The organism is Rhizobium sp. P32RR-XVIII (genome assembly GCF_012641395.1).
Taxonomy (GTDB): domain Bacteria; phylum Pseudomonadota; class Alphaproteobacteria; order Rhizobiales; family Rhizobiaceae; genus Rhizobium.
Map to the genome: position 1 here is coordinate 191,988 of NZ_JABAIH010000005.1, position 22,888 is coordinate 214,875.

The 22,888-nt window shown below is 59.8% G+C and carries 21 protein-coding genes and 1 pseudogene; 14 read left to right on the top strand and 8 right to left on the bottom strand.

Features of this window, described 5'->3' with window-relative positions; genetic code table 11:
- The first annotated feature begins 162 nt into the window (after positions 1-162).
- From HGP14_RS16850 to HGP14_RS16870, 5 genes and pseudogenes are all read left to right on the top strand, one after another.
- Positions 163-1,134, top strand: a complete 972-nt coding sequence (locus HGP14_RS16850; RefSeq protein WP_168831012.1) for a DMT family transporter — start codon at positions 163-165, stop codon at positions 1,132-1,134.
- A gap of 59 nt (positions 1,135-1,193) precedes the next feature.
- Complete coding sequence (locus HGP14_RS16855; protein ID WP_168831013.1) at positions 1,194-1,565, top strand: STAS/SEC14 domain-containing protein; 372 nt, start codon at positions 1,194-1,196, stop codon at positions 1,563-1,565.
- Complete coding sequence (locus HGP14_RS16860; protein WP_246704488.1) at positions 1,541-2,329, top strand: MarC family protein; 789 nt, start codon at positions 1,541-1,543, stop codon at positions 2,327-2,329. Before HGP14_RS16855 ends, HGP14_RS16860 begins: the two co-directional genes overlap by 25 nt.
- 164 nt (positions 2,330-2,493) lie before the next feature.
- Positions 2,494-3,731, top strand: a pseudogene (locus HGP14_RS16865) (MFS transporter).
- A gap of 194 nt (positions 3,732-3,925) precedes the next feature.
- Positions 3,926-4,279, top strand: coding sequence for a DMT family protein (locus HGP14_RS16870; RefSeq protein WP_168831014.1), 354 nt, complete (start codon positions 3,926-3,928; stop codon positions 4,277-4,279).
- 54 nt (positions 4,280-4,333) lie between these two features.
- On the opposite strand, the gene HGP14_RS16875 is transcribed toward HGP14_RS16870, so the two are convergent.
- Complete coding sequence (locus HGP14_RS16875) at positions 4,334-4,720, bottom strand: acyl-CoA thioesterase (RefSeq protein ID WP_168831015.1); 387 nt, start codon at positions 4,718-4,720, stop codon at positions 4,334-4,336.
- Between the two features lie 287 nt (positions 4,721-5,007).
- On the opposite strand from HGP14_RS16875, the gene HGP14_RS16880 reads away from it, so the two are divergent.
- The gene (locus tag HGP14_RS16880) at positions 5,008-6,300 is read left to right on the top strand and encodes an extensin family protein (protein ID WP_168831016.1); all 1,293 of its coding nucleotides are present in this window, start codon (positions 5,008-5,010) and stop codon (positions 6,298-6,300) included.
- Between the two features lie 76 nt (positions 6,301-6,376).
- On the opposite strand, the gene HGP14_RS16885 is transcribed toward HGP14_RS16880, so the two are convergent.
- Complete coding sequence (locus HGP14_RS16885) at positions 6,377-7,426, bottom strand: HoxN/HupN/NixA family nickel/cobalt transporter (protein WP_168831017.1); 1,050 nt, start codon at positions 7,424-7,426, stop codon at positions 6,377-6,379.
- 117 nt (positions 7,427-7,543) lie between these two features.
- Between HGP14_RS16885 and nikR the strand changes: the two genes are divergently transcribed.
- Positions 7,544-7,963: a nickel-responsive transcriptional regulator NikR gene (gene nikR / locus HGP14_RS16890; protein ID WP_168831018.1), complete on the top strand. Its 420-nt coding sequence runs from the start codon at positions 7,544-7,546 to the stop codon at positions 7,961-7,963.
- 37 nt (positions 7,964-8,000) lie between these two features.
- Here nikR and HGP14_RS16895 read toward each other — a convergent pair whose 3' ends face one another.
- Positions 8,001-9,941, bottom strand: a complete 1,941-nt coding sequence (locus HGP14_RS16895) for an adenylate/guanylate cyclase domain-containing protein (protein WP_168831019.1) — start codon at positions 9,939-9,941, stop codon at positions 8,001-8,003.
- A 224-nt stretch (positions 9,942-10,165) separates the two neighbouring features.
- Between HGP14_RS16895 and HGP14_RS16900 the strand changes: the two genes are divergently transcribed.
- On the top strand, positions 10,166-10,636 hold the full coding sequence (locus HGP14_RS16900) for a cupin domain-containing protein (protein ID WP_168831020.1): 471 nt from the start codon (positions 10,166-10,168) through the stop codon (positions 10,634-10,636).
- 73 nt (positions 10,637-10,709) lie between these two features.
- On the opposite strand, the gene HGP14_RS16905 is transcribed toward HGP14_RS16900, so the two are convergent.
- From HGP14_RS16905 to HGP14_RS16915, 3 genes are all read right to left on the bottom strand, one after another.
- Positions 10,710-10,949 carry a hypothetical protein gene (locus HGP14_RS16905; protein ID WP_168831021.1) on the bottom strand — a complete coding sequence of 80 codons (240 nt, stop codon included), beginning with the start codon at positions 10,947-10,949 and terminating at the stop codon, positions 10,710-10,712.
- Positions 10,950-11,130: 181 nt separating this feature from the next.
- Positions 11,131-11,901, bottom strand: a complete 771-nt coding sequence (locus tag HGP14_RS16910) for a 2-keto-4-pentenoate hydratase (RefSeq protein ID WP_168831022.1) — start codon at positions 11,899-11,901, stop codon at positions 11,131-11,133.
- 238 nt (positions 11,902-12,139) lie between these two features.
- A complete protein-coding gene (locus HGP14_RS16915; RefSeq protein WP_168831023.1) occupies positions 12,140-12,868 on the bottom strand; it encodes an FkbM family methyltransferase in 729 nt (242 codons plus the stop codon).
- Positions 12,869-13,154: 286 nt separating this feature from the next.
- Between HGP14_RS16915 and HGP14_RS16920 the strand changes: the two genes are divergently transcribed.
- Positions 13,155-13,877: a DUF1194 domain-containing protein gene (locus HGP14_RS16920; RefSeq protein ID WP_168831024.1), complete on the top strand. Its 723-nt coding sequence runs from the start codon at positions 13,155-13,157 to the stop codon at positions 13,875-13,877.
- A gap of 172 nt (positions 13,878-14,049) precedes the next feature.
- Entirely contained in the window at positions 14,050-14,433 is a 384-nt protein-coding gene (locus tag HGP14_RS16925; RefSeq protein ID WP_168831025.1) for a YciI family protein, read from the top strand.
- A 115-nt stretch (positions 14,434-14,548) separates the two neighbouring features.
- On the opposite strand, the gene HGP14_RS16930 is transcribed toward HGP14_RS16925, so the two are convergent.
- Both HGP14_RS16930 and HGP14_RS16935 read right to left on the bottom strand, forming a co-directional pair.
- Positions 14,549-15,991, bottom strand: coding sequence for a lytic transglycosylase F (locus tag HGP14_RS16930; protein ID WP_168831026.1), 1,443 nt, complete (start codon positions 15,989-15,991; stop codon positions 14,549-14,551).
- 54 nt (positions 15,992-16,045) lie between these two features.
- Positions 16,046-17,002: a hypothetical protein gene (locus HGP14_RS16935; RefSeq protein ID WP_168831027.1), complete on the bottom strand. Its 957-nt coding sequence runs from the start codon at positions 17,000-17,002 to the stop codon at positions 16,046-16,048.
- Positions 17,003-17,587: 585 nt separating this feature from the next.
- Between HGP14_RS16935 and HGP14_RS16940 the strand changes: the two genes are divergently transcribed.
- The 4 genes from HGP14_RS16940 (at position 17,588) to HGP14_RS16955 (ending at position 22,810) form a co-directional block, all read left to right on the top strand.
- On the top strand, positions 17,588-19,339 hold the full coding sequence (locus tag HGP14_RS16940) for a tetratricopeptide repeat protein (RefSeq protein WP_168831028.1): 1,752 nt from the start codon (positions 17,588-17,590) through the stop codon (positions 19,337-19,339).
- Positions 19,340-19,798: 459 nt separating this feature from the next.
- Positions 19,799-20,857, top strand: a complete 1,059-nt coding sequence (locus HGP14_RS16945) for a hypothetical protein (protein ID WP_168831029.1) — start codon at positions 19,799-19,801, stop codon at positions 20,855-20,857.
- A 408-nt stretch (positions 20,858-21,265) separates the two neighbouring features.
- The gene (locus HGP14_RS16950; RefSeq protein WP_168831030.1) at positions 21,266-22,060 is read left to right on the top strand and encodes a DUF899 domain-containing protein; all 795 of its coding nucleotides are present in this window, start codon (positions 21,266-21,268) and stop codon (positions 22,058-22,060) included.
- A 171-nt stretch (positions 22,061-22,231) separates the two neighbouring features.
- Positions 22,232-22,810 carry a hypothetical protein gene (locus HGP14_RS16955; RefSeq protein WP_246704489.1) on the top strand — a complete coding sequence of 193 codons (579 nt, stop codon included), beginning with the start codon at positions 22,232-22,234 and terminating at the stop codon, positions 22,808-22,810.
- Positions 22,811-22,888 lie beyond the last annotated feature (78 nt).

Below are 22,888 nucleotides of genomic sequence, written 5' to 3' on the forward strand. Positions count from 1 at the left end.
ATCTTCGTCAAGAACTTCGGGCGATCGCATCCGGATTGCCATGCACCTGTTCCAGAGCCTAAGCCGAACCGGAGTTCTGTCGTAGGATTGCAGAGCTATTGCAATGTCTGCAATTGGCGTAGTCATCTGTGCAACTCGCGGAAACTGTGGCATAAATGAGCCATGGCGATACATGTCTTGGCGGTCCATCGCGACACGGTCGGGACGGAACAGGCGGCGGGCGGTTCGCTTGCAACTGCCTATTCCGTGGGGGTTCTCTGCTGGCTGCTGTCGGCCGGCGTCTATATCGCCGCGAAATGGGTCTCTTCCGAGATGCCGCCCTGGGCGCTCTGCTTCTGGCGCGTGCTGATCGCCTGGGCGATCCTGATGCCGATCGTGCACCGGCATTTCGGCGACATGGTCGCGCTGGTGCGGGCGCGCGCCTTCGAACTGCTCGTCATTGGCGGCATGGGACTGGCGATCTGCCAGGGCCTGATTTTCGTCGGCCTCGAACACGCCGATGCCACCACCGCCGGCATCATCATTGCGCTGATCCCGATCATCACGATGATCCTTGCCCGTTTGGTTCTGGCTGAGCCGATGGGACGCTGGCAGGTGATCGGATCGATCCTGGCCTTTTTCGGGATCGTGGTCATCATCGTCAAAGGCAGCCCGGCCGCGCTGGTGCGCCTCGACCTCAATCCCGGTGAACTGTGGATCGTCGCCGGCGCGTTCTGTTTCAGCCTCTATACCGTCCTGCTCCGCCGGGCGAAATTCGATGTGGATCGCCTTTCGCTCCTGGTGCTGCTCCTCGGTGCGGCGGTGCTGACGGCGCTGCCCTTCTACCTCTTCGAGCTTGCCTCCGACGAACGCTCGACGCTCAACGCCAGCGGGCTCATCGCGCTCGCCTATGTCGCGATCCCCGGCGGAGCGCTTATGTATTACCTCTTCAATCGCAGCATCGAGGCGCTGGGCGCGGCCCGGGCGGGCGTTCTCCTCTACATCCAGACGATCTTCATCGCTGTGCTCGCGTATCTGATCCTCGGCGAGCAGCTGCAGACCTATCACCTCGAAGGCGCGGCACTCATCGTCGCCGGCTTGCTTCTCATCATCCTGCTGAAGCCGAAGGCCAAGGCGGAGGCGGTAAAGGCCTAAGGGGGAGGGCGGTAACCGAGGCATCGACCTATGGTATTGAGGAGAAGAGGGAGGTGACCATGATCGTCATTGAACCCCTGCGCGACAAGAACATCCTGATCATCACACCGCATGGTTCGCTCGAAAAGGCCGACTTCGAAACGATCGCGAATGAGGTTGAGCTCGCCCTTCGCTCAAACGGAAAACTCAACGGCCTGATGATCAATATCGAGTCATTCCCCGGATGGAAGAACTTCGAGGCCTTGGCTGCCCATCTGAAATTTGTCTCCGGTCACCATCGACGGATCGAACGGATTGCGGTTGTAACCAGCCGCAGGCTTCTTAGGATCATTCCCGCCGTCGCCGGTTTGTTCGTCCATCCGGAGATTCGTCTGTTCGACCTCAAGCAACGAGCACCAGCGCTTTCATGGCTGGAGACTGGTCGATTATGACTTGCCTGCGGGAGAAAAATGCGGAAGCGGCTCCTGAGTTGCGGCGTGCTGCGCGGCGGTATCTCCTCGCCTCCGTTCTGGCTGTGGTTTGGGCGGCCAGTATTCCCGTGCAATGCTTTGCGCAATCGCCGCTCGGGGCGGACATACCGGAGGTGGAGTTCGGTGCACGCAAGATATTCCTAATGCTCTTTTTGATGCTCGGTCCAATCAAGATATTGGTGCCATTCAAGGTCCTTGCAGGCGGCTACGAGCCCGGCGTCCGGCGACGAATAGCCACCAGAGCGATCCTTTTCTCGGCGGCCGCGCTGGCGATCGCCGGATTTCTCGGACGCACCATGCTTGAAAATCTGGAAATCTCATTGCCGGTGCTGGCGATGACGGGCGGCATCATCCTGTTTATCGTGGCCTTGCGAACCGTCTTGCAGCCGACTGCCGCCCTCCCGGTACGACCGGCAGGGCAAGGCCAAACGGATATGGGACTGGCTCTGACACCGCTGGCATTTCCAACGATTGTGACCCCTTATGGTATAGCCGCTGTCATCGTCTTCGCCACGTTGGCGGGCGGCCGCCAAGCGGAAGGGCTCACCGTGGCTGCCATCGTATTGCTGATCCTGGCGCTGGACTGGGTGGCCATGATGTTCGCTGAGACTATCCTTAGATGGATCGGAACTTCACTACAGGTTTTGGCAGTGGTGCTCGGCGTTACCCAGGCTGCCCTGGGTCTGCAGGTCATTTTGCATAGTTTAAGCATGATTGCCTGGTAGCCACCGCTTTTCTCTACCCCCACATTACAAAAATGTAATGGAACATCAGCAGCATAGCTGACGTTATCCGACGCTGTCTTCTGCAGCGCCACCGCCCAGGCACCCCTTCCGACGGCATCCGGAATTGCCCCGCCTCGCCGCCGCGTTCGGACGGAGGAATAATCATGTCCGCATTGGCAAGCCTGCGCGCTCTCACGCCGCAGCAGCGCAACACCGTCGTCGCCAGCTATCTCGGCTGGACGCTCGACGCCTTCGATTTCTTCATTCTCGTTTTCGTCCTCAAATATATCGCCGAGGAATTCCATACCGACGTTCCCACAGTCTCGGCGGCGATCTTCCTGACGCTCGCCATGCGGGCGCTGGGTGCCTTGATCTTCGGCCTGGCCGCCGACCGCTACGGGCGGCGCATCACGCTGATGGTGAACGTGCTGCTCTACTCGCTGTTCGAGTTCCTCACCGGCTTCTCGACCGGGCTGACCATGTTCCTCGTGCTGCGCGCGCTCTACGGCATCGCCATGGGCGGCGAATGGGGCGTCGGCGCCTCGCTGGTCATGGAGACGGTGCCGGAGGAATCGCGCGGCATCGTCTCAGGTATCCTGCAGGCGGGCTATCCATCCGGCTATCTCATTGCCTCGCTGCTGTTCTTCCTGCTCTTCCCGGTGATCGGCTGGCGCGGCATGTTCTTCGTCGGCGCGCTGCCGGCGCTGCTCGTGCTCTACATCCGCAGCAACGTGCAGGAATCGCCGGCTTTCCTCAAGCGGCAGGCGAGGGGACGCAAACCGTTCCTCGCAGTGCTCCGGGAAACATTCCGTTGTTCGTCTGGTCGGTGCTGCTGATGACGGCTTTCAACTTCTTCAGTCATGGCACGCAGGATATCTATCCGACCTTCCTGGAAACGCAGCGGAACTATTCGACCTATACGGTGGGCGCGATCGCCATCGTCTACAATATCGGCGCGATCGTCGGCGGGCTGTTCTTCGGGGCGCTGTCGCAGCGGATCGGACGCAAGCGGGCGATCGTCATCGCCGCGCTGGTCGCGATTCCGATCGCGCCGCTCTGGACCTACGCGCCCGGCCCGGTGCTGCTCGCCGCCGGCGCCTTCCTGATGCAGTTCTTCGTCCAGGGCGCCTGGGGGATCGTGCCGGTGCATTTGAACGAGCTGTCGCCGGATGAGGTACGCGGCACGTTCCCGGGCTTCGCCTATCAGCTTGGCAACCTGCTCGCCTCCGGCAATGCGACGATGCAGGCGGGGCTCGCAGCGCGCTGGAACGGCGACTATGCCTTCGCGCTGCTGATCGTCGCAGCCGTCGTGGCGCTGGTGGTCGCCGTCCTTGCGGGCTTCGGCTACGAAAAGAAGGACGTAGGATTCGGCACGGAGGAGGCAGCGGAGCCGGCGTCGTAAATTGCGACGCGATGCGGCCTCTATGCGGCGAAGGCAGCCGGGCGCAATCGCGTGATGATGGACGAGAGCGATCGCCGGCACGACGATTTAGCGTGCGGGGCGATTGCCGCTGCTTGCATATGCCGCGGCGGTGCTGCTTGATCGCCGTGCTCGTGCGGATAATAGTGCGGCACGAACGTCAACAGGATTCCCCTATGCCCTTCACCTTCAGCGCGGCCGCCGTCTGGCCGGTGATCATGCTTTTTGCCTCCAACATCTTCATGACCTTTGCCTGGTACGGACATCTGAAGCACAAGGGCGGTGCCCTCTTCATCGCCATCGCCGCGAGCTGGGGCATCGCTTTCTTCGAGTACTGCCTGGCCGTGCCGGCGAACCGCATCGGTTCGTCGGTCTATTCGACAGCGCAGTTGAAGACGATCCAGGAAGTGATCACGCTGATCATCTTTTCCGGCTTCTCGGTCTTCTATCTCGGCCAAAGCCTGACCTGGAACCACGCCATCGGTTTTGCGTTGATCGCGATCGGCGCGTCCTTCATTTTCCGAGCGTAGGGCACGAGGCTCGAGAAGAGCGGTGAGCAGGCGGGTGATGCCGCCTGCTTGACGTCACTCCTCGGGGACAGGCTTCGGCGTGCCTTCTTCATCCAGCGCGACCATGATGAAGGTGGCCGCCGTCACTTTTTCCATCTGGTTGTAGCGCGAGCGATGTGCCCAGGCCTCGACATGGAGCGTGATCGAGGTGCGGCCGACGCGGTCGATATCCGTATAGACCGAAAGCGTATCGCCGATCTTGACCGGCAGCTGAAAGGCCATCTCCTTGACAGCAGCCGTCACCACGCGCCCCCTGGCGCGTTCGGCAGCGCGAATGCCACTCGCCAAGTCCATCTGCGCCATCACCCATCCGCCGAAGATATCGCCGGCGGGATTGGCGTCGCCCGGCATGGCCAGCGTGCGGAGTGTCAATTCGCCTTTCGGCTTCGAACCATCAGTCATTGCATTTCCTTTTTGTTGGTTGCCGCCGCGCGACGCGCGAAAATGGCAGGCGAACGGGGCAGATGGCAAGAGCGGCCTGCATACTTCTGACGCAGGGGGAGGCTTTGGACGTTGCGGGAAAGCTTCTGTTTACCATCAAAGCTTAAACTTGGGTCAAGTTGCCAATTCGCTGCGCCGTGGGCCGGGGCGGACACAGAAATGTCGTCTCCGCCATTTTCACAATTGGCACAGTCATGTTTCATTCCGGTCACGTGCCGGAGGGCGGGGGCCGGGCGGGGACATTGAGTATGGCGTATGTTTCCTTCCTGCGGCGTGTGGCATTGCCCGCGCTCCTTTCCACCGCATTGACGACCTGTTCCATCAGCGATGGCCTGGTGCCGCCGGCCAACATCGATACGGGCACCAAGGTGAGCTCGATCACGCCTGCGCCGCGCCGTGCCGCCATGCAAATGGCGCCAGCCGAGATGCAGCCGTCCTATCCCGCCGCTTCCGGCGCACCTGTCTCCAGCAGCCAGGGCTCGTCCGACTATCTCGATACGCCGAACCTCGCTGGCACCGGGCATTCGGCTCGGGCCATGAGCCAGCCGATGCCGAAAAAACTGCCGATGATCGACAGCGACGAAGCGCTGGCGCAGGGGCAGGGTGTGCAGGGCCAGCCGCAGGCCTGGGGAGGGGCAAAGCAGCTTGCGGTGCCTTCGGGCGGCGTCAACATGGATGCGGAGCTTGGGGTCGAGCCGGTCGTCGGGCTGGCGCAGGAAGAACAGCAGCAGATCGCCGAGGGAGATTCAGCCGAGCCGATCGTCGACGGCATCGGCACCGACAACCCGACGCAGAGGAACCGGCAGGCCATGCCGCCGCCCGCGGCACAGGGCGAGATGAGCCGCGCCGCCGTCTGGAACGATGGCCGTTCGGTGATCGAGCCGTCGCGCGTTCCGGAGGAGGACGAGAGCCAGGAGGTCGCCATGGTCAGGCCGAACGATCCGATGATGAGCCGTCCGATTCCGCCTGACCCCAGCGTGATGCCGGCCTCCGAGCTTGCCTGCCGCCGCGAGCTGAAGCGCATGGGCGTGATCTTCACCGACAAGCCGCCGATTTCCAACGGGCCTGCCTGCCAGGTGCCTTATCCTGTTTCGCTGCAGGGGCTTTCCGGCAATATCGGTGTCAAGCCGGCGGTGACGCTGAACTGCCAGGTGACGCTTGCCTTCGCCAAATGGGTGAAGAACGAACTCGCGCCGTCCGCCCGCTACCGCTACTGGTCGGGCATCCAGACGATCCAGCCGCTCGGTGGCTATTCCTGCCGCCGCATGAACAACAGCCGCCAGCGCTACAATCCGATGTCCGAACATGCGCACGGCAACGCGATCGACGTCGGCAAGTTCGTGCTGAAGAACGGCCACCAGATCGACGTGCGCAAGAAGGGGCTCTTCTCCTTCCGCGAGGGCAGGCTGCTGAAGGCCGTGCGTTCCGACAGCTGCAGGTATTTCAACACCGTTCTCGGCCCGGGCAGCAATCCGGAGCACTGGAACCACTTCCACTTCGATCTTAGACCGCGCAAGAGCGGCAGGGTTTACTGCAGCTAAGGGCGGTGAAGGGCTAGGCGCGGCGGGCAGCCGCATTCCAGCAGACTGCCCGTATCGATCGGCCGAGCTTGGGAGGTCAGACCTGATGGGCCGCGAGGTTGTCGTAGCGTCTTGCCTTGTAGATCACCGCCGAGACGATCCAGCTGGCGATAAAGATGCCGACGACGGCGTAGCCGAAATATTCAAGGTCGTCGTTCATGCCACCGACGAAATCCCAGAACGCGCCTTTGAGGCCGAGCTTGTCCGAGATCAGACCCAGTGCCTCCAGACCGCCGATGAAGACGGCGACGACGACCGATGCCGCGGTGATCGTAAGATTGTACCAAAGCTTGCGGATCGGGTTGATGAAGGCCCAGCGGTAGGCGCCGGTCATCAGCATGCTGTCGATCGTATCGAACAGTGACATGCCGGCTGTGAAAAGGGCCGGAAAGACGAGGATCGTCCAGAACGACATGCCCTGGGTGGCTTGCATTGCTGAAATTCCAAGCACGCCGATTTCGGTTGCCGTATCGAACCCAAGCCCGAAGAGGAAGCCGATCGGGTACATGTGCCAGGACCGCGAGACGATGCTGAAGGTACGGCGGAAAAGTCGCGAAAGAATGCCGCCACCGGCAAGCACCGCATCAAGGTCTTGATCAACGAGCTTTTCGCCGCGGCGCGCACGGCCGAAGGCTGCCCATATGCCTTTCAGAATGAAGAGATTGGCGAGCCCGATGACAAGAAGGAAGAGTGCTGAGACTGTCGTGCCGATAACGCCGCCGATTTCATGGAATTCGTCAAGCTGGGTCTGCATGGCGGCCGCCGTCGCAGCGATCGCGATTGAAGCCAGGACGACGATGCTCGAATGACCGAGCGAGAAAAAGAAGCCGACGGCATAGGGCGACTTGTTTTCCTGCATGAGTTTGCGCACGACATTGTCGATCGCTGCGATATGATCAGCGTCGAAGGCGTGGCGGAGACCGAACATGTAGGCCAGAAACGCGATGCCTAACAGTGTCGGTTGGTCGGAGAATGCGGTCCACGCCCAAATCCATGCGGCGATGTTAGCAGCGATCAGGAAAATAAAGGTCATCATGACTTTTGTTTTGATCTGTGCTGGTTTGTCGTCAAAAGGATTTGGAAGCATGTCTGTCCTCGGATTAAGAGTGTTCTCGACACCCCCGGCTTACGGAAAGCAAAGTATGAAGTCGACGGCAAAAATGCTTACTGATGCCATTAAGAAAATTTTATTCGAGGAGTTTTCATGCAGCGCGTAACGGTCACTCTTGATGATGATCTGATGGCCGAACTCGATCGGATTATCGAAACCCGAGGCTACCAGAACCGTTCCGAAGCTATCCGCGACCTAGCCCGCGCAGGTCTCAAACAAGCTTCGATCGAAACAGGTTCAATTACCAACTCGATTGGCGTCTTAAGCTACGTGTTCGATCACGAGGCTCGGGAACTGGCGCGTCGCCTTACCAGCGCATTTCATGAACATCATTCTCTGGCGGTCTCAAGCCTGCATGTTCATCTTGATGACCGTCATTGCCTCGAAGTTGGGATTCTAAAGGGGCAACCGAATGAGTTGCAGCATTTTGCTGAGCACGTGATCGCGGAAAGGTCAGTCAAATACGGGCACCTGCACATCATGCCGATCTCAACTGAAATCCCAGAGAGCTAGAGATCCGGATCGCGGTGGGACTGCGAGGAGCTGGCTCCTACGCTCTAAGCTCGAAGAGTTCCGTCTGCCCCGTTCGTCCTTTGACGCTGACGATGCCGACGGCAACGAGTTCGAACATCTCGCCAACGGCATCGCGGACCGCGCCGCTGACGAGGATCGATGTCCCATATTGCCGATTGAGGCCCTCGAGACGCGAGGCGATGTTCACGGTGTCTCCAATGGCAGTATATTGGCGTCGTGTTTCTGCACCGACACTGCCCACCACGGCTTGGCCCGTGTGCAGGCCGAAGCGTGTGATGAGTAGAGGCCGTCCATCTGCAGCGTTTGCGGCGTTCATGGCGTCGATCGCAGCCTTCATCGCCAGGGCGCAATAGCAGCCATTTTCGACATGACGGGGATCGTGCAAGGGAGCGTTCCACATCGCAAGAACGCCATCTCCCATATATTGCACGATCGTGCCGCCGTGGCGCTCGACAACCTCGTTGAGGGTTTCGAAATAGCCCGAGAGCAGGGCCACGACCTCCTCAGGCGAGTTCTCTTCGGAAATGGTGGTGAAGTCGCGTATGTCCGTGAAAAGCACGGTGATATCCTGCCGGACAGCGGTGCCCACGGCAGATTGGCCTGCAATGACGATCCTGCGCACGAGTTCCCGGGGCACATAAACCGAAAACGTCCTGATGGCATGGCGCGCCGAACTCAAAGCCTTCGCGAGCACGTTGACCTCGGAAATCCAGGAATGGGCAATGCGGCTTTCGCCGAATTCAAGCTTGCCCATATGCGTTGCCTCGTCGGCGAGCCGATATAGCGATCGGCTGACCAGCCGGGAGATGACGAGCGCGATCAGGACGCCGGTGGCCAGAAAGGCTGCGGCAATTGCCAGATTGCGCTTCAGCCTGCGCTCGACCGGCCCGACAAGCTCTTCAAGCGGTGCTGCTATGACGACCGTATAGCCGCCGCGAAGACTGGCGATCCCTTCGCGAAAAACCTGCGCCAGATAGTCATGGCCGTTTACGGGAAAGCGGACAACCGCGCCCGTCGCCAGGCTGCGGTCCGAAGTGAGCAGGTTCGTGACGACCGGAAGCGTTGGATCTGCTTGCGCCAGCGTTGCCACGGATACCTCCTGGCCGGCGCGAAGCCGCCTCCTGACCTCATTCATCACATCCTTGTCGGAGTGGACGATCAAACCGCCTTTCTGATCAAAGACATAGCCACGGGCATGCTCCGAAAGGGCGCTGACGTCGACAACCGCTCCGAGCGTCACCAGCATGACGTCCGCCCCGATCACCACGCGGTTGCTCGGCCCAGAGGGGGTGGCTATCGTCATGGTCAAGAAATGGGTCGATGCCGAGACATAGGGTCCGACAGACACGGTCCTGCCCTCGCCAACCGCCGCAAGATACCAGGGCCGAACGCGTGGGTCGAACATATCATCACGGTCGGCGCGGCGATTGAGCAGACGCATTTCCTTGTCGTAGAAGGTCCAGATCGTGCTGGGCGGACCATCAACCCTGCTGACGACTCGTACGGCGTAGGCAGCCTGCGCCGGGGCGTTCAAGTTGCCCCTGAATTCGGGATCCGCCGCCACTCCGAGGGCCTGAACGAAACCACCATCGGGATAGCCCGCATAGATGCCATCGACGCGAAAGGAGGACTGCAAGGCTTTCAGGAGAAAGTCCTGTTTCGCTTTGAGATCATTGGGTGGCGCGGTCAGCATCTCCGGAACGGCCGAGGCAGTCAGAACCGCCGTGTAACCGCCCTTGAAGACGTTGCGGTAGTCCTCGATCGTGCGAAGTCCGAGCTGACGCATCTGGGCCTCGCCGGTGGAAAGGGCGGCGAACCTGCCCTGGGTGTAGGTGATCCAAACGATCGGAAGCGCGGTGACAGCCAAAAGCGCCAGGATTATCACGCTCAGATGCAGCCGCAGCGGCACGGCCCAGGTGGCGAGGGTGCCTTTGATCGTGCTCCATCGGGTCTGCATTGCATGGCCTCTCGTGCTCAACCATACAATACCACTGCAATCGCAAATCGACACCGGCATCACTTGTGCCCGTTTCCGGAATGGATCGGGCCGTTTCCGAAGTTCGCGCCGATGACCGGGAAAGCTTGCTTAGACGTGGTCCGCGGACGTACTATCTTGCGTTTCGCGAGCCTGCCCCAGCGCTCAGCCGAGGTGGAAGGCCCGGCGAGAGAGGGAGGTTTGTCATGAAAATCACATCGATATTCGCAGCCGGCTTGATCGGATTATGCGGGATGGCCTCCTTTGCTTCGGCAGAGGAAGCGCACCCAATGTTCACTCCCGGTGATATCAAATGGGGCGCGGCCCCCAAGGTGCTTCCCGCCGGAGCGGAAGCGGCAGTGTTGTTCGGCGATCCCACCAAGAAAGGCTTGTTTGCGCTGCGGCTCAAATTGCCGTCAGGCTATGTGATCCCGCCGCACACCCATCCTGGGTTTGAAGTGGTCACGGTCATATCAGGGGCTATCAATCTCGGAATGGGCGAAACGGTCGATCGGAGCGCGGCCAAGCCACTGCCTGCAGGCAGTTTCTTCGCATTGCCGCCCGGCACGGCGCATTTCAGTTATTTCGACGAGCCGAGCATCATCCAGATTACGACGAATGGTCCGTGGCGCATCAGATACCTCAATCCGGCGGACGATCCGCAAAAGTCGCAATAGCCGGCCCTGCTCTGAAGGCAACTGTCCCGCCGCCGAGAGGGCGGCGGGGGCGTTATCGCCCCCGGCATCGACGCTAGGCGGCCTTTTCGTAGACGAGGTCGGGGGCGACGATCCACTCGCCGTGTTTGAGCGACAGGACGTCGAGCCCGCCTTGGCGATCCCTTCCGGCGACACCGACGAAGCGATAGCGGCTGCCGTGCCGGTCGACGACGGCGGCAGAAATCGGCTTGCCGCGCAGATGGCCGACGACGGGGCCCTCCGTTCTTGCGGCATCAAGCAGAAAATACTCATGCGGGACGTTGCGGCTTACCATCAGGCGCGATCCTCACGCTGAAGGACCGGGCTTGCGTCTGCATTCTGTCCTTTCGTGAGGCTTCCAGAGCTCACCTTCATTTGCAAAGGCTTTGCGCGGAGACGCCTGGTCTTCTTGATCTCGATCACGAATGGCTTTTGTTGCGGCCGCATTATGCTTTCCTTTCGGTAGTGAATTGACGTCAGGCGAAGACGCACTCGATCTGGCCCAGCGGCCCGAAGTCGGCAGCCAGATGCTGCCCGGCCCACACCTGAAGGATTGTCGTGCACGACCCCGTCGCCACGACGTCGTTTGTCTGGAGCTGCCTGCCATTCGCCGATAGCTCACCTGCCAGCCAGGCGAGCGCATTCAGCGGGTTGCCCATGACCGATGCCGACCTTCCGGAAAAGACCGTCTGTTTAAACAGGAAGGTCGTGACTTCGAGGTCCGCGAGCTCGGCGGGTGGAAGCGCCCCGGAATGGTCGCCGCAGATGGTTGCGACATGGAGGCCGAAGTCGGCGATCGCCGCGTTGTCTCCATAGAAGACCCGCCGTGTCCGCCGGCCGATAATGCCGATCGCCGGGCGGCATGTGAGGACGGCGTCGGCTGCGCTCGCGAGATTGATCGGCTCGCCGGCATCCGGAAAGGGCCTGAGCATCGTAAAGACCAACTCGCACTGTACGCCGATGGTTCCCGGCGGGAGCCGGAATTCCTTTACACCTGCAAGCAGCGCGGAAGCCGGAATTTCGGAATAGATCGGCCCTGCAAGGCCGAGGGTCCGGCGTGAGACGTCACTCGTCCCGACGATCGCATAACCCTTGCGTTCGAAGCCGAGCGCATTCTGCGCCGTCGCCTGAATGTCGTAAGCCTCGCGATCGGAGGAAATCAGGTCGAGCGGCAGATCGCAGAGCCCGTCATGCCGACGGCTTTTTGCAAGGATATCTGCCGTGACGTCCTTGAGTTCGAAGTACATCTCCGTGCTCCATATCGTTGGCCTTGACTCTGCCAACAAAAATGGCCCGGGGCGCGTAGGCATTCCATTCGTGGATCACAGCTAAGAAATCAAAATCTCATAGTGGTTGCGGGTCCTTGCCGTCTTGCCGGGCGGCTGAAACAGAAAAAACCGGCGAGATTGAGATGGACCTCCCGACAGAGCCGCCGCTCCAACCGTGCGGTGCGCAGGGGACTGGGCGAGACTTCGGACGGATAAATTACGTCCGCTCGGGCTCGAACAGAAAGTTGATGATCTCGGGTGTCGCGAGAGCTGCGGCAAATGATTCCGGAGTATTGAGCGCCTCGAGCTTTCCGAGGTTCACCGACATGCAGCGGTAGCCGAGCGATCGAAGCTCCTCGAAGATCTTCACGCCGTCGACGCCGTGCCGCGTTTCGATCTCAATGAACAAGATCGGCCGATGGTCACGCAGGACAGTTTCGCTTCCAGCGAGAACCGCATCCTCGTGTCCCTCTACGTCGATTTTCAGAAATGAAATCTTGCCCTTCGCCAGTTTCGCCAGCGCGTCAACGGTAACGACGGGAACGGTGAACTCGGTAAGCTCTACGGGCTCGCCGCCGGTGTGGAAAAGCGCAGCATCGCCCCGTTTGGCGATGCTTCCCAAGCCGTGGAGCTGGATCCCATCCTTTCGTTTGGGAACGGTCATCACGGCGACAGAATTCCCACTCCCACATGCAGCGCAGACCACCCGTACGTTCTCAGGAAGTGCACGCTGCAAGAAACGGGCGCGCTCGATATTGGGCTCGACGGAGACGACTTCGGCGAACATCGATGAGAGCGGCAGGCTGAACAGGCCGGAGTTCGCGCCGATGTCAAACGCCGTATCAGTTGCCGAAATACCCCGGGAGGACAGGTAATTCACAAGTGTAGCCACCTCCGAGAGACTGCCAGGGTGGAATTGGCGCTTGACACGAAGATTAACTGACATGCGAGGATTTATTCTGTCGATCAACTCGATAGCAATACTGCGCATACTAGCTCCCTTGAACGTCGAAAATCACGTTGCCAGTGTCCAATGCGAAGCCACTTATCTTATATTCGCATAATGTCATTAATAATAGACCAGCAGTATAAATCGCTGCGAACAATATGTGGGCTACTTTAATATCATAATGCAATAGGTCTCTCGAAAGACCACGTATTTCTACGGTTTCATCATCGTTCATGATAAGATTCTTTGTCGGCTTGCTGCCGATGAACCCAAGGGGGCGGCGATGAGAAGGACGCTGCTTTGCATCACTTCAGCGCTTGTTTTGACCGCGAGCGCGGCGGCTCAAGCAAGCGCCTGCTCGGACATCGCGCTCGTTCTCGCGGTAGATGGCTCCGACAGCATCGATGATGCCGAATATGGATTTCAGAAAGCTGCGATTTCCGCCGCGTTCCGCGACAAGGCGGTGATTTCAACCTTGCGGGAGGCAGGGGTCGTGGCGGTTTCAGCCGTTTTCTGGGGGGACGCCAGAGCAGGGACACAGGCGCTCGGGTGGTTCGTTATCGATGATGGTGACGACGCGGAGGGTTTCGCACGCGAAATAGACAACAATCAGCGTGCGGTCTTCGGAAATACCGACATAGGCAACGGCATCTGGTCAGCGCTCACCATGCTTTCGGATCCGAACGCATGTGCCCGCAAACTGATTGTCGACATCTCTGGTGACGGCAGGGAGACACTGGGACCGAAACGGCCGCGTGTGATCTCGCTCTATCAAGCACGCAGGCGCGCCGAGCAAATGGATGCAAGGATCAATGCTCTGGTCGTCTCCGACGATTTGGGGGACCTGGCCAGCTATTACGCCAGGAAGGTGATCCTCGGGGCCGATGCGTTCGTCATGCATGTGAAGAATTATGGGGATTACTCTGCCGCCCTTAAAAAGAAACTGATAAGGGAACTCGCGTCCGATGATGCTGTGGACAGCCGGTTCCACGCAAGCGCTGAATAGCGGCGCCAGGCGCAGTGGAGGCTAGACGGGGCGGGACTTGCATTTCGCCAGTCAAAAATGTGTAGCTGAGGGCATCTAAAAGGTCTCTGAACGGCAGTCGGCCGGCGTGGGCTCCAAGGCGCGCGGATCGAGCCGATGGCGAAGCAGACGGACATATGTGGGGGGACGATTTATGTATTATGCCATTCTGGCCTATCACGCAGCGGGCGTGGTCGAATCCTGGACCGAGGAGGAGGATGCGGCGCTGATGACCGACCTGCTCAAGGTCAACGATCGCCTCGTCCAGGAGAAATCCCTGGGACCGGCCGCACGGCTTGGACCCACGGATCGCGCCGTCACCTTGCGCGGGAAGGGCGACGGGATGGTGACCGACGGCCCGTTTGCCGAAACCAAGGAACAATTGCTCGGCTTCTACGTCGTGGATTTTCCGACGCTCGAGGAAGCCGTCGCGGCAGCGCGTGAGTTGCGTCGCGCCAACCCGACAGCCGTCTATGAAATCAGGCCGATTTCACTCTACCTACCCGGCGCGGCTCTGGACTCCAGGGATGATGGCTAGCAGGCCTTTCGCAACGTGATGTAACGGCGAGAACGAGCGTCGCCCGGATCTGTCGGCTGCATGATGAGGCCAAGGGATCGGGTTCCCTGCTCGCTTCGACGCGCACGAGATCCTTCTACTGCTGGTTCAACCCGGTATCCTTGTGCGCGTCCATGCACGCAACCAGCAACGAGTAGGCGACGTAGTATTTGTAGATGTTGCTGACGTACTGGACGGTTTCCCGCCCGACGATCTCGGATGCCGCGTTTTCCACGTTTCCGAACCAGACGTCGGGGTCGAGGCCCATGATCTTTGCCTTTTCGCGGAACCTCCGCAGGTTTCCGGGGCCGGCATTGTAGGCAGCGAAAGCGAACAGTTGGCGATCCTTCACATCGAGTTCCTGATCGTCGATATAGGTGTCGATCAGGTGACGGAGGTATTTGGCCCCCGCCTCGACATTGCGGTCGGGATCCTTGTCTATTCCGGTGATGGCGATGACCTTGTCCATGGCCGTCGACGGCAGCATCTGCATGACGCCAACTGCGCCACGCGGCGAGCGCTTGGACTGGTCGAGTTGCGATTCCTGATAGCCCTGGGCCATCAGCATCAGGTAGTCGAATGAGTAGGTGCCGCCGTATTTGCGAAAGATTTCGACCAGCCGCTGAAATCGTTCCACGTCCGTTGGGGAATAGGCGCGCTTTACGATCTTGTCCTGCTTGAAATAGGTGTTGCGGAGGATGTTTCCGAACGTTGTGCCGATCTTGTGTGTCGCCACGAAATCGTTGAGCTCTTTTTTCAGTTCGGGGCTGTCCTTGCGGATCGCCCAGGCAATCTTTCCTCCGGACGCCAGGACGACATCGTGGTTCACCTTTATCCCGGCGAAGACATGCGACCAGATATCGGCCTTGTACGCATCGACGGTGGTGAACGGCAAAAGCTCGGCGTTGACCATCTCCATCAGGTCCTCATCTTCGAGGCTTTCATCCATCAGGTCGAGGGCAATCTGGGGCTTGTTCTGTTCGGCCAACGTCTTGTTTCGCTCCGACAGATGCTCGTAGTAGCTGCTCGATGCGCGGACGGCGACGTGCTTGCCGCCTAGGTCGTCGATGCTGGCGATTGCCGGACTGTTGGGGGCGGAGACAAGAACCTCTTCGGCATTTTTGTATAGAGGATCGGCGAAATCGACCTGCTTCAGCCGTTCGTCGGTGACCGTCAGGTTTGCCATGACGATGTCCCCATAGCCGTCGTTCAGCGCACTCAGCAGCTTGTCTCGCGGTGTAGGGACGAAGACGACGTGGATGTGCTCGATCTGCTTCTTGCGACCCCGGTTCAGGTACTTTTCCAACTCCAGCCCGAACACGACCGCAGTTCCGAACTGACGTCCCTTGTCGACGAAATAGATCGTCTTGCTGAAAGGCACCAGGACCCGAACGATGCGTCGCTCCTTCATCGCATTCAGATCGAGGATATGCTTTTCGATCAACTGGGGCCCATCCTCGGCGGCGACCGCAGGCAGTATGACGCCTGTTGATGTTGTTATGGCGACGAGCAGAAACAAAGCGTACGTGTACACCCGCATGTTGCGCCTCTCCAGCTTCGCGTAGCGACCGGACTTAGTTTACGCCTGGATCGTTCAGACGAGCAGCAGCTTCTTCAAGACCGAGAACACTTCCTTGTACGGCAGCTTGGTCGCGCCGGCGGCTGCGAATGGAACAAGCGCTGCTGCGGCCACCGGCAGAACCACACCGCGGTTGATCAGCATCGACGACAGTTTGCGCGTCTGATCATATTGCTTTGTCAGGTCGAGAGCTTCGATCGGCTGCTCGGCTTCCTGCGGATCCGGTGCAACGATGTTGCTGCCGACCAACTTGCGCTCTGCCGCCCGCTGCTGGACGGTCGCCCGGGCCGACAACGTCAGCAGCGTCTTGCTCTTGAGATCGGCAAGCGGTTTCGAAAAGGCTGAAAGCGGATAGGCGAAAAAGGCAATCACAATGATCAGCCATGCAGCCATTGTTGTCGTCAGCGTCGCTGTCGAAAGTCCGCCCTGCATCAGATGTTTGGCTACCGCTGCGGCTATGCCGCTGCTGACGCCAAACACAAACAGCACGTATGCGTTCGGATACTCGGCCAGGAACGAAAGGCCACCTTTCCCGTCAGGATGCGTCGCCACCAGACGCAGTTCGAGGCGCGCGATGCGGCGGAGCATATTCGCCCAGACAAGGTGGCGCCAGCAGCCTCGCAGAAACAAAAATACGAACATCGGAATGCTGACGAACACGCCCCACCACCCAGCGGCCGTCAGCCTGCTGGACTCAGGAGAGACGGTCGCGGACCATGTCGAGATCGCAGCCTGATTGAAGTTTGCATAGGCGAAGAGGGCCGCAACCGCGGCAAGTAACAGACAAACCAGCTCGGCCGTCCCGGAGTCGCGTTGTCGAAGGGCGCGAGCGACGTGGGCCGCAGCGGCCTCCATTGACGCAGGAGCAATCAGCGGTGCCCGGGCGAACTGTCCCAACTTTAGTTTCAGCCCGGTTTCGACATGCTGCTCGGCCAATACAAAGGCGGCAATGCCAAGGAAAAACGGGTCCATGGACCGGGATCGGACAGGTAGCGCCATACACTTGGAGTTTCCGAAAACACCGTTGGCAGCGTCAGGACCAGAGGGACACCCCAGGCGATCGCCACGAACAGGACCGCTCTCCTGCCACTCTTGAGGCTGCTCTCATGCAACAAATTCATTCGCCGCTGCAGGTCGAAGAATGGCCCGCCATGCGCTGCAAGGAAATCCAGATGCGGCTCGGCCGATGAGGGCGCCCCAGCCGTCGATGCCGTGACCTGTGTTTCGCCACCCATGTCACTCACCCCTCTGTGACCATCGACAGTCTCCACGAGCACGCAATCCTGCCCAGGCATTGCGGCAAGCACGCCGAATGTCGAACAACCAAGGCATCAGATTTCGTGCAATAGCGGAAGTACGTTACGGTAAATCGCAGTGTAAACGCGCCCATGAACGCCCCTTTCAGGCCCTGAGATATTTCAGCCGCACCGGTCATGGCCCTGGAGGAAGTACGGGTTGTCACTGGTCGGTGAATTGATTTGCCAGGCAATCCTTGCGGGTAGATATTGATCGCAGCAGTCTTGGGAGAGACTTGCCTGCGAACAGAGGGAGGGCCTCATGAAGATTCGTGATCTCCTGCAAACTGCAGCTTTGCCCACGTTGGCGATCGCCGGTCTGGGGGCTGGTGCGGCGGTAGCCGCGTTCAGCACGACTGGAACCAAAACGCCGGCGGAAATTTCCGCAGCCCCGCATTGTGTCCTGGTCGCCGCCATTCCAGCCCAAGTTCTGGAGGCGATGAAGACATACGAGGAGGCGGAACCGCAACTGTGGACCGATCTCGGTTCGATGACCTATCCGATCACCACGAAAAGCGCGGATGCCCAGAGCTACTTCAACCAGGGCCTCAGGATGGCCGTCAATTTCAACCATGCGGAAGCGAGACGCGCTTTCCGCATGGCGCAACGCCTGGACCCGGATTGCGCCATGTGCTTCCTGGGTGAGGCGCTGGTGCTCGGACCGAACATCAACGTGCCGATGGACCCGGCGGCGAACGCGCCCGCCATCGCCGCGCTGAAAAAGGCGCAAAGCCTCGCCGCCGGAGCGAGCGAGAAAGAACAGGATTTGATCAAGGCGGTGGCTACCCGCTATTCGGAGGATCCAGCGGCAGAACGGCCACAACTCGACGCTGCCTTCGCAGACGCAACAGCTGCCCTGTCGGACAAGTATCCGGATGATCTCGATCTAGCGTTGCTTGCCGCCGAGGCGGGAATGGACACGCAGCGCTGGGATTATTGGCAGCCGGGCGGCAAGGAGCCGAAAGGGCGGGCAGCCGATATCCAGAAGCGCCTGGAAGGAGTCCTTGCCAAGGCCCCCGACAACCCCTGGGCGATCCACCTCTATATCCATCTCGTTGAGGCATCGGACCGGCCGGAGCGCGCCGAACCCTACGCCGAACGGCTCGCCGCCTTGATGCCGGGCGCAGGACACATCGTCCACATGCCGAGCCACATCTACTATCGGGTCGGCCGCTACGTCGATGCCTTCGAGACCAACAAGACGGCCTCAAAGGTCGACGAGGCCTATATCTCGCAGACGCACGCGATGGGCGCGTATCCGCTTGCCTACTACGCCCACAATATCCACTTCGTGCTGGTGTCGGCTCAACTGCTCGGCGATAAGCAGACCGTGCTCGCCGAGGCCGACAAGCTCGATAAATGGCTGAGCAACGACATCGTCGCCGAGATACCTTTCGTTCAGCCGCTCAAGGCCGCTCCGTACTTCGCCCGGCTGCAGTATACCGATCCGGAGACGGTTCTGGCGATGCCCGAGCCAACTGGCGCACCGCCCTATGTGATGGCGATGTGGCACTACGCGAGAGGGGTCTCTTTGGCCGGGAAGGATGCCGCCGCCGCTCGCTTGGAGGCCGATGCCATCCAGCGTATCGCAGACGAGAGCGACTGGTCGGCGCTGGACGCCTGGAACATTCCCGTCCGGCCCGTACTCGACGTGGCGCAGCGCGTGGTCCTGGCGCGCGTCGCGCAGGCGAGTGGCGACAACAGCGCCGCAATCGAGCGTTGGCGCGAGGCGGCCGACGCCCAGGACGTCATCCCCTATATGGAACCGCCCTACTGGTATTACCCGGTCAGGCAGTCGCTCGGCGCAGCTCTCCTGAAAGGCGGCAAGCCCGAAGAAGCCGAGAAGGAGTTCAATGCGGCACTCGAACGCTCTCGAGGCAGTGCCTGGGTGCTCTACGGTCTTGAGCAAGCGGCCAAAGCCAACGGCGATACGGCTGCCGAGAGCAAGGCTGCCGCGGAACGCGCGAAGGCTTGGCGCGGCAGTCCCGACATGTTGAACCTGGAGCGGCTGTAGCGCCTCCTGCCGCCGCTTCGAGCTGGCGCATCGAAGCGGCGGCGGAGAACTTGGGGCGAGCATTGGCGCGTGGGCCGTCCGACCTGTCGACTCGGCGCCGACGCCCCAGAGCTTTTGCGAGTTTTCCGCGCCATCGCGGCCTGAACCTCCACAGTTCCGCTTAGTAAAAGAGAGTCTGCAACGGGCTCGCTAATAGCCGATGTCCTAGAGACGTCTTTCCGCGCAAAAGCAGGCTCGCTGTCCCTTAGAGGGTTGATGTGGGCTCGCTACCTTCATATTAAGTATTCGAAGGCTTGAAGGGATGGCGAATACTTGAAGGCATTTGTTTGGGAGCGTGGTCCTTTCTCAAACTGCGCTAAATGTGGCGAGAAGACGTTTGGCCTTCTCCGAGCGGGCGGGCACTCCTTAACGATGCGCTGTTCAAAATGCCGCTATACGCTCGAGGAAGACCTACCCCCTTTGGATAAGAAGGTAATTTATCTTGATCAGTTCGTCTTTAGCTTGCTTTTCAACATCGAGTCTCGTGGCAGGGTAAATCCTGGTCACGAGGCCTTTGCCAAGAAGCTGCACGAGCGTCTGCGTCGTCTTGTTCTCCTTCAACAAGTTATTCTACCACATTCTGACATTCATCGAGACGAGACCACGGTCTTTCACAGTGCCATCGAGCTAAGAGAGGCTTACGAGTTCATCGGCGGCGATGTTCAGTTGACTGACACAACCACCGTTGAATTCAATCAAATCATGGACGCGGCTGAGGCCTTCCTAGCTAGCAAGCCGTTGGAATTTGATTTCTCTGTCGACGAAGTCCTTGAGGATAGACGGAACGATTGGCTGCCAGACCTGCATATTTCTGTGCGATCCGACTATAGCGTCTTTGCAGATGATCTACGACGAACACGCGACCAAACTCATTCCGAAATGGAAAAGCTTGCGGTCCAATGGGCAAAGAAAAAGCCACGTTTCGCCGACGTTCTGAAAAGTGAACTGGGGTCAATACTGCCCGCAAAGGTGGGAGCGCTGACAGCTTCCGAGCGAAGAAAATGGGACCCTGACCCTGAGATTTCCGTCAATGCAATTGCCGCGCCCATTCAATGCGAGGTTCGCGCACTGCTCAAGCTGATGGCCAAGGCAGGTGTTCCGGCGGATCAGGCTGGTCAGGCGGTCCGGGACTTTTGGTCATCAAAAATCTACAGGGAGTTGCCGCACCATCGCATTTCGTCATACCTCTTTGCTGCGGTTGCGCGTCGCGTCGTTCAGGGGCAAAAGACCATCATTAACAGGGGCCTAATGAATGATATCCGGGCGATCGCTTGCTATGCTCCCTATGTCGACGCGATGTTCGTTGACAAGACTTCCGAACAGCTCATGCACGAACGCCCGCTTTCAGATGATCTCAAGTACAAGGCGCGCATTTTTTCATTCTCAAACCAGGACAGCTTTTTGGACTATTTAGACGAGATCGAGGCGGCCACGCCCCGGCGCGTGAAGGAACTTGCCTCGCGAATATACGGGACATAGCCGGCGGCCGCCAGCGCATCTCCGCGCCTTACTTGCAGTCGACCTGATGCCGGTCTTGCCTTGCTGAAGTCGAATAAGACCGTGACCTGATCCGGACCTCGCGCTCGTCCGATCGCGTTCCAGAACGCCGCTTGCTGGAACCATCGCGATGCTTCGAAGCGCGAGCGCGGGTGGGCGACGGCGCGATGCCACACGGTTCAAAGCTGCAGTGGAAGGGAGCACCCGCTCAGGGCGCAGGCGCTGCGGCGGCAATCGGCGACTCCCATCGGAATGCCGCCACACTTGTTACTCCCACTGTTCGATTTCCGATGCCAGACTATCTCTCGAACATAACGAGCGATGAGCCGCGAATATCGCGCTTCAGGCACGAGGCGGGGAATTCGCCCAAATCAGGAGGTTTCGAAAGCCATGACCACCTCAGCCGAGAACGAACGGAAAGGCGGACAGCCTGCCATGCATACACCGCCCATCGTGTCGCCGCAGGCGTGGGAGACTGCCCGCATGCAGCTACTGGTGAAGGAAAAGGCCCAAAGCAGAGCCCGCGATGCCCTTGCCGCCGAGCGGCGGCGAATGCCGTGGATGGCCGTGGAAAAGGCCTATGCGTTCGACGGGCCTGCGGGCAGCGCAAGCCTGCTCGACCTGTTCGATGGCAGGCGTCAGCTGGTTGTTTACCGCGCCTTCTTCGAACCGGGAGTCTTCGGCTGGCCCGACCACGCCTGCCGGGGCTGCTCCATGGTGGCCGACCAAGTCGCCCACGTCGCCCATCTGAACGCCCGTGACACCACCCTCGTTTTCGTGTCGCGTGCGCCCCAGGCGGATATCGCGCGGCTGAAGGCGCGCATGGGCTGGGAGATGCCGTGGTACACCATTACGGATAGTTTCGACGTCGACTTCGGCGTGGACGAGTGGCATGGCACGAACGTGTTCTACCGCGACGGCGACCGTGTGTTCCGCACCTACTTCATCAACAACCGCGGCGACGAGCAGATGGGTGGTACCTGGAACTATCTCGACATCACGCCGCTCGGCCGGCAAGAGGTCTGGGAGGACTCGCCGGAAGGCTATCCTCAAACCCCGACCTACAAGTGGTGGAACTGGCACGACAGCTACGTCTCAGGCGCGGCGCCCGACAAGAAGTGGGTCGAGGTGTCGGACGCCGGAGAGGCAGCATTCCGGGACCAACACGGGAGCACGAACCGATGAGCCGGGCCTGTGCGGGTGGATCTGATGGGCGGGGAGGGCCGATCTAGGCGGCGGCGATCGTCTGTGGCAAACTATATTGGGTACTAAGCACTACGGGCGACTGCCACCGTCGCCATGGCCGTGTTTAAATTCGCCGCGTGGGTCCGATATTCCTCTGAAGGAAGTAGATCGATGACGCGTCACTTGCGAATTCTGGCTGCATTACTGGCACTGCCGCTCATCAGTGCCGGGCCGGCTGACGACGGACGCTGGTATGCTGGGGACTATTCCTTCTCCGACGAGCTTGGCGGCTTCCGCATCCTGTCCGTTACGGGCTCAGGGACGAAAGCCGATCCGATAGAAATCAACGAGGAGCTCATCTCGGCCACGCCGGTCACACTGGTGATCAGGGCCGCAAAACCACTTAAAAATCACGGGTTTCCCGAGGGCAACTTTCATCTGCGGGTCGTCGCCGTGAACGACAGCGGATTGGCCTGGATCGGGTTCGAATTCGAACTTCAAGAGATTCGCGGCAAACCAAGCGACTTCTATGACGGCCTGTCATTCGATCAGACGAGCCGCAATCCTGATGTCATCTCGTCGAACCGGTTTGCCCGTTTCGAGAGCCATTTCGAGAGTTTCGATCGGCTGAGCTTCTCCAACGGCCACGTCGATCCGGTAGACCGCGGGGCGTTTGGCTTTTTTATTACTGATGTCACGCCGGTTCCCGAGTTCTACCTGGTGCAGGACCCGCAGATACCTTCCTCGTGAGGTGCCGTCGCTCCACATCAATCAGTTCGGGACTGTCGCTCCAAGACTTCGCGGCAGTTCGATGCTGTAACCGTTTTC

Coding starts and splice junctions, on each gene's coding strand:
- HGP14_RS16900 (WP_168831020.1), top strand. CDS start 10,166: ATGAAAATCACATCGATATTCGCAGCCGGCTTGATCGGATTATGCGGG.
- HGP14_RS16905 (WP_168831021.1), bottom strand. CDS start 10,949: ATGGTAAGCCGCAACGTCCCGCATGAGTATTTTCTGCTTGATGCCGCA.
- HGP14_RS16910 (WP_168831022.1), bottom strand. CDS start 11,901: ATGTACTTCGAACTCAAGGACGTCACGGCAGATATCCTTGCAAAAAGC.
- HGP14_RS16930 (WP_168831026.1), bottom strand. CDS start 15,991: ATGCGGGTGTACACGTACGCTTTGTTTCTGCTCGTCGCCATAACAACA.
- HGP14_RS16895 (WP_168831019.1), bottom strand. CDS start 9,941: ATGCAGACCCGATGGAGCACGATCAAAGGCACCCTCGCCACCTGGGCC.
- HGP14_RS16950 (WP_168831030.1), top strand. CDS start 21,266: ATGACCACCTCAGCCGAGAACGAACGGAAAGGCGGACAGCCTGCCATG.
- HGP14_RS16870 (WP_168831014.1), top strand. CDS start 3,926: ATGCCCTTCACCTTCAGCGCGGCCGCCGTCTGGCCGGTGATCATGCTT.
- HGP14_RS16935 (WP_168831027.1), bottom strand. CDS start 17,002: ATGGACCCGTTTTTCCTTGGCATTGCCGCCTTTGTATTGGCCGAGCAG.
- HGP14_RS16920 (WP_168831024.1), top strand. CDS start 13,155: ATGAGAAGGACGCTGCTTTGCATCACTTCAGCGCTTGTTTTGACCGCG.
- HGP14_RS16925 (WP_168831025.1), top strand. CDS start 14,050: ATGTATTATGCCATTCTGGCCTATCACGCAGCGGGCGTGGTCGAATCC.
- HGP14_RS16940 (WP_168831028.1), top strand. CDS start 17,588: ATGAAGATTCGTGATCTCCTGCAAACTGCAGCTTTGCCCACGTTGGCG.
- HGP14_RS16955 (WP_246704489.1), top strand. CDS start 22,232: ATGACGCGTCACTTGCGAATTCTGGCTGCATTACTGGCACTGCCGCTC.
- nikR (WP_168831018.1), top strand. CDS start 7,544: ATGCAGCGCGTAACGGTCACTCTTGATGATGATCTGATGGCCGAACTC.
- HGP14_RS16885 (WP_168831017.1), bottom strand. CDS start 7,426: ATGCTTCCAAATCCTTTTGACGACAAACCAGCACAGATCAAAACAAAA.
- HGP14_RS16850 (WP_168831012.1), top strand. CDS start 163: ATGGCGATACATGTCTTGGCGGTCCATCGCGACACGGTCGGGACGGAA.
- HGP14_RS16855 (WP_168831013.1), top strand. CDS start 1,194: ATGATCGTCATTGAACCCCTGCGCGACAAGAACATCCTGATCATCACA.
- HGP14_RS16880 (WP_168831016.1), top strand. CDS start 5,008: ATGGCGTATGTTTCCTTCCTGCGGCGTGTGGCATTGCCCGCGCTCCTT.
- HGP14_RS16860 (WP_246704488.1), top strand. CDS start 1,541: ATGGCTGGAGACTGGTCGATTATGACTTGCCTGCGGGAGAAAAATGCG.
- HGP14_RS16875 (WP_168831015.1), bottom strand. CDS start 4,720: ATGACTGATGGTTCGAAGCCGAAAGGCGAATTGACACTCCGCACGCTG.
- HGP14_RS16915 (WP_168831023.1), bottom strand. CDS start 12,868: ATGTCAGTTAATCTTCGTGTCAAGCGCCAATTCCACCCTGGCAGTCTC.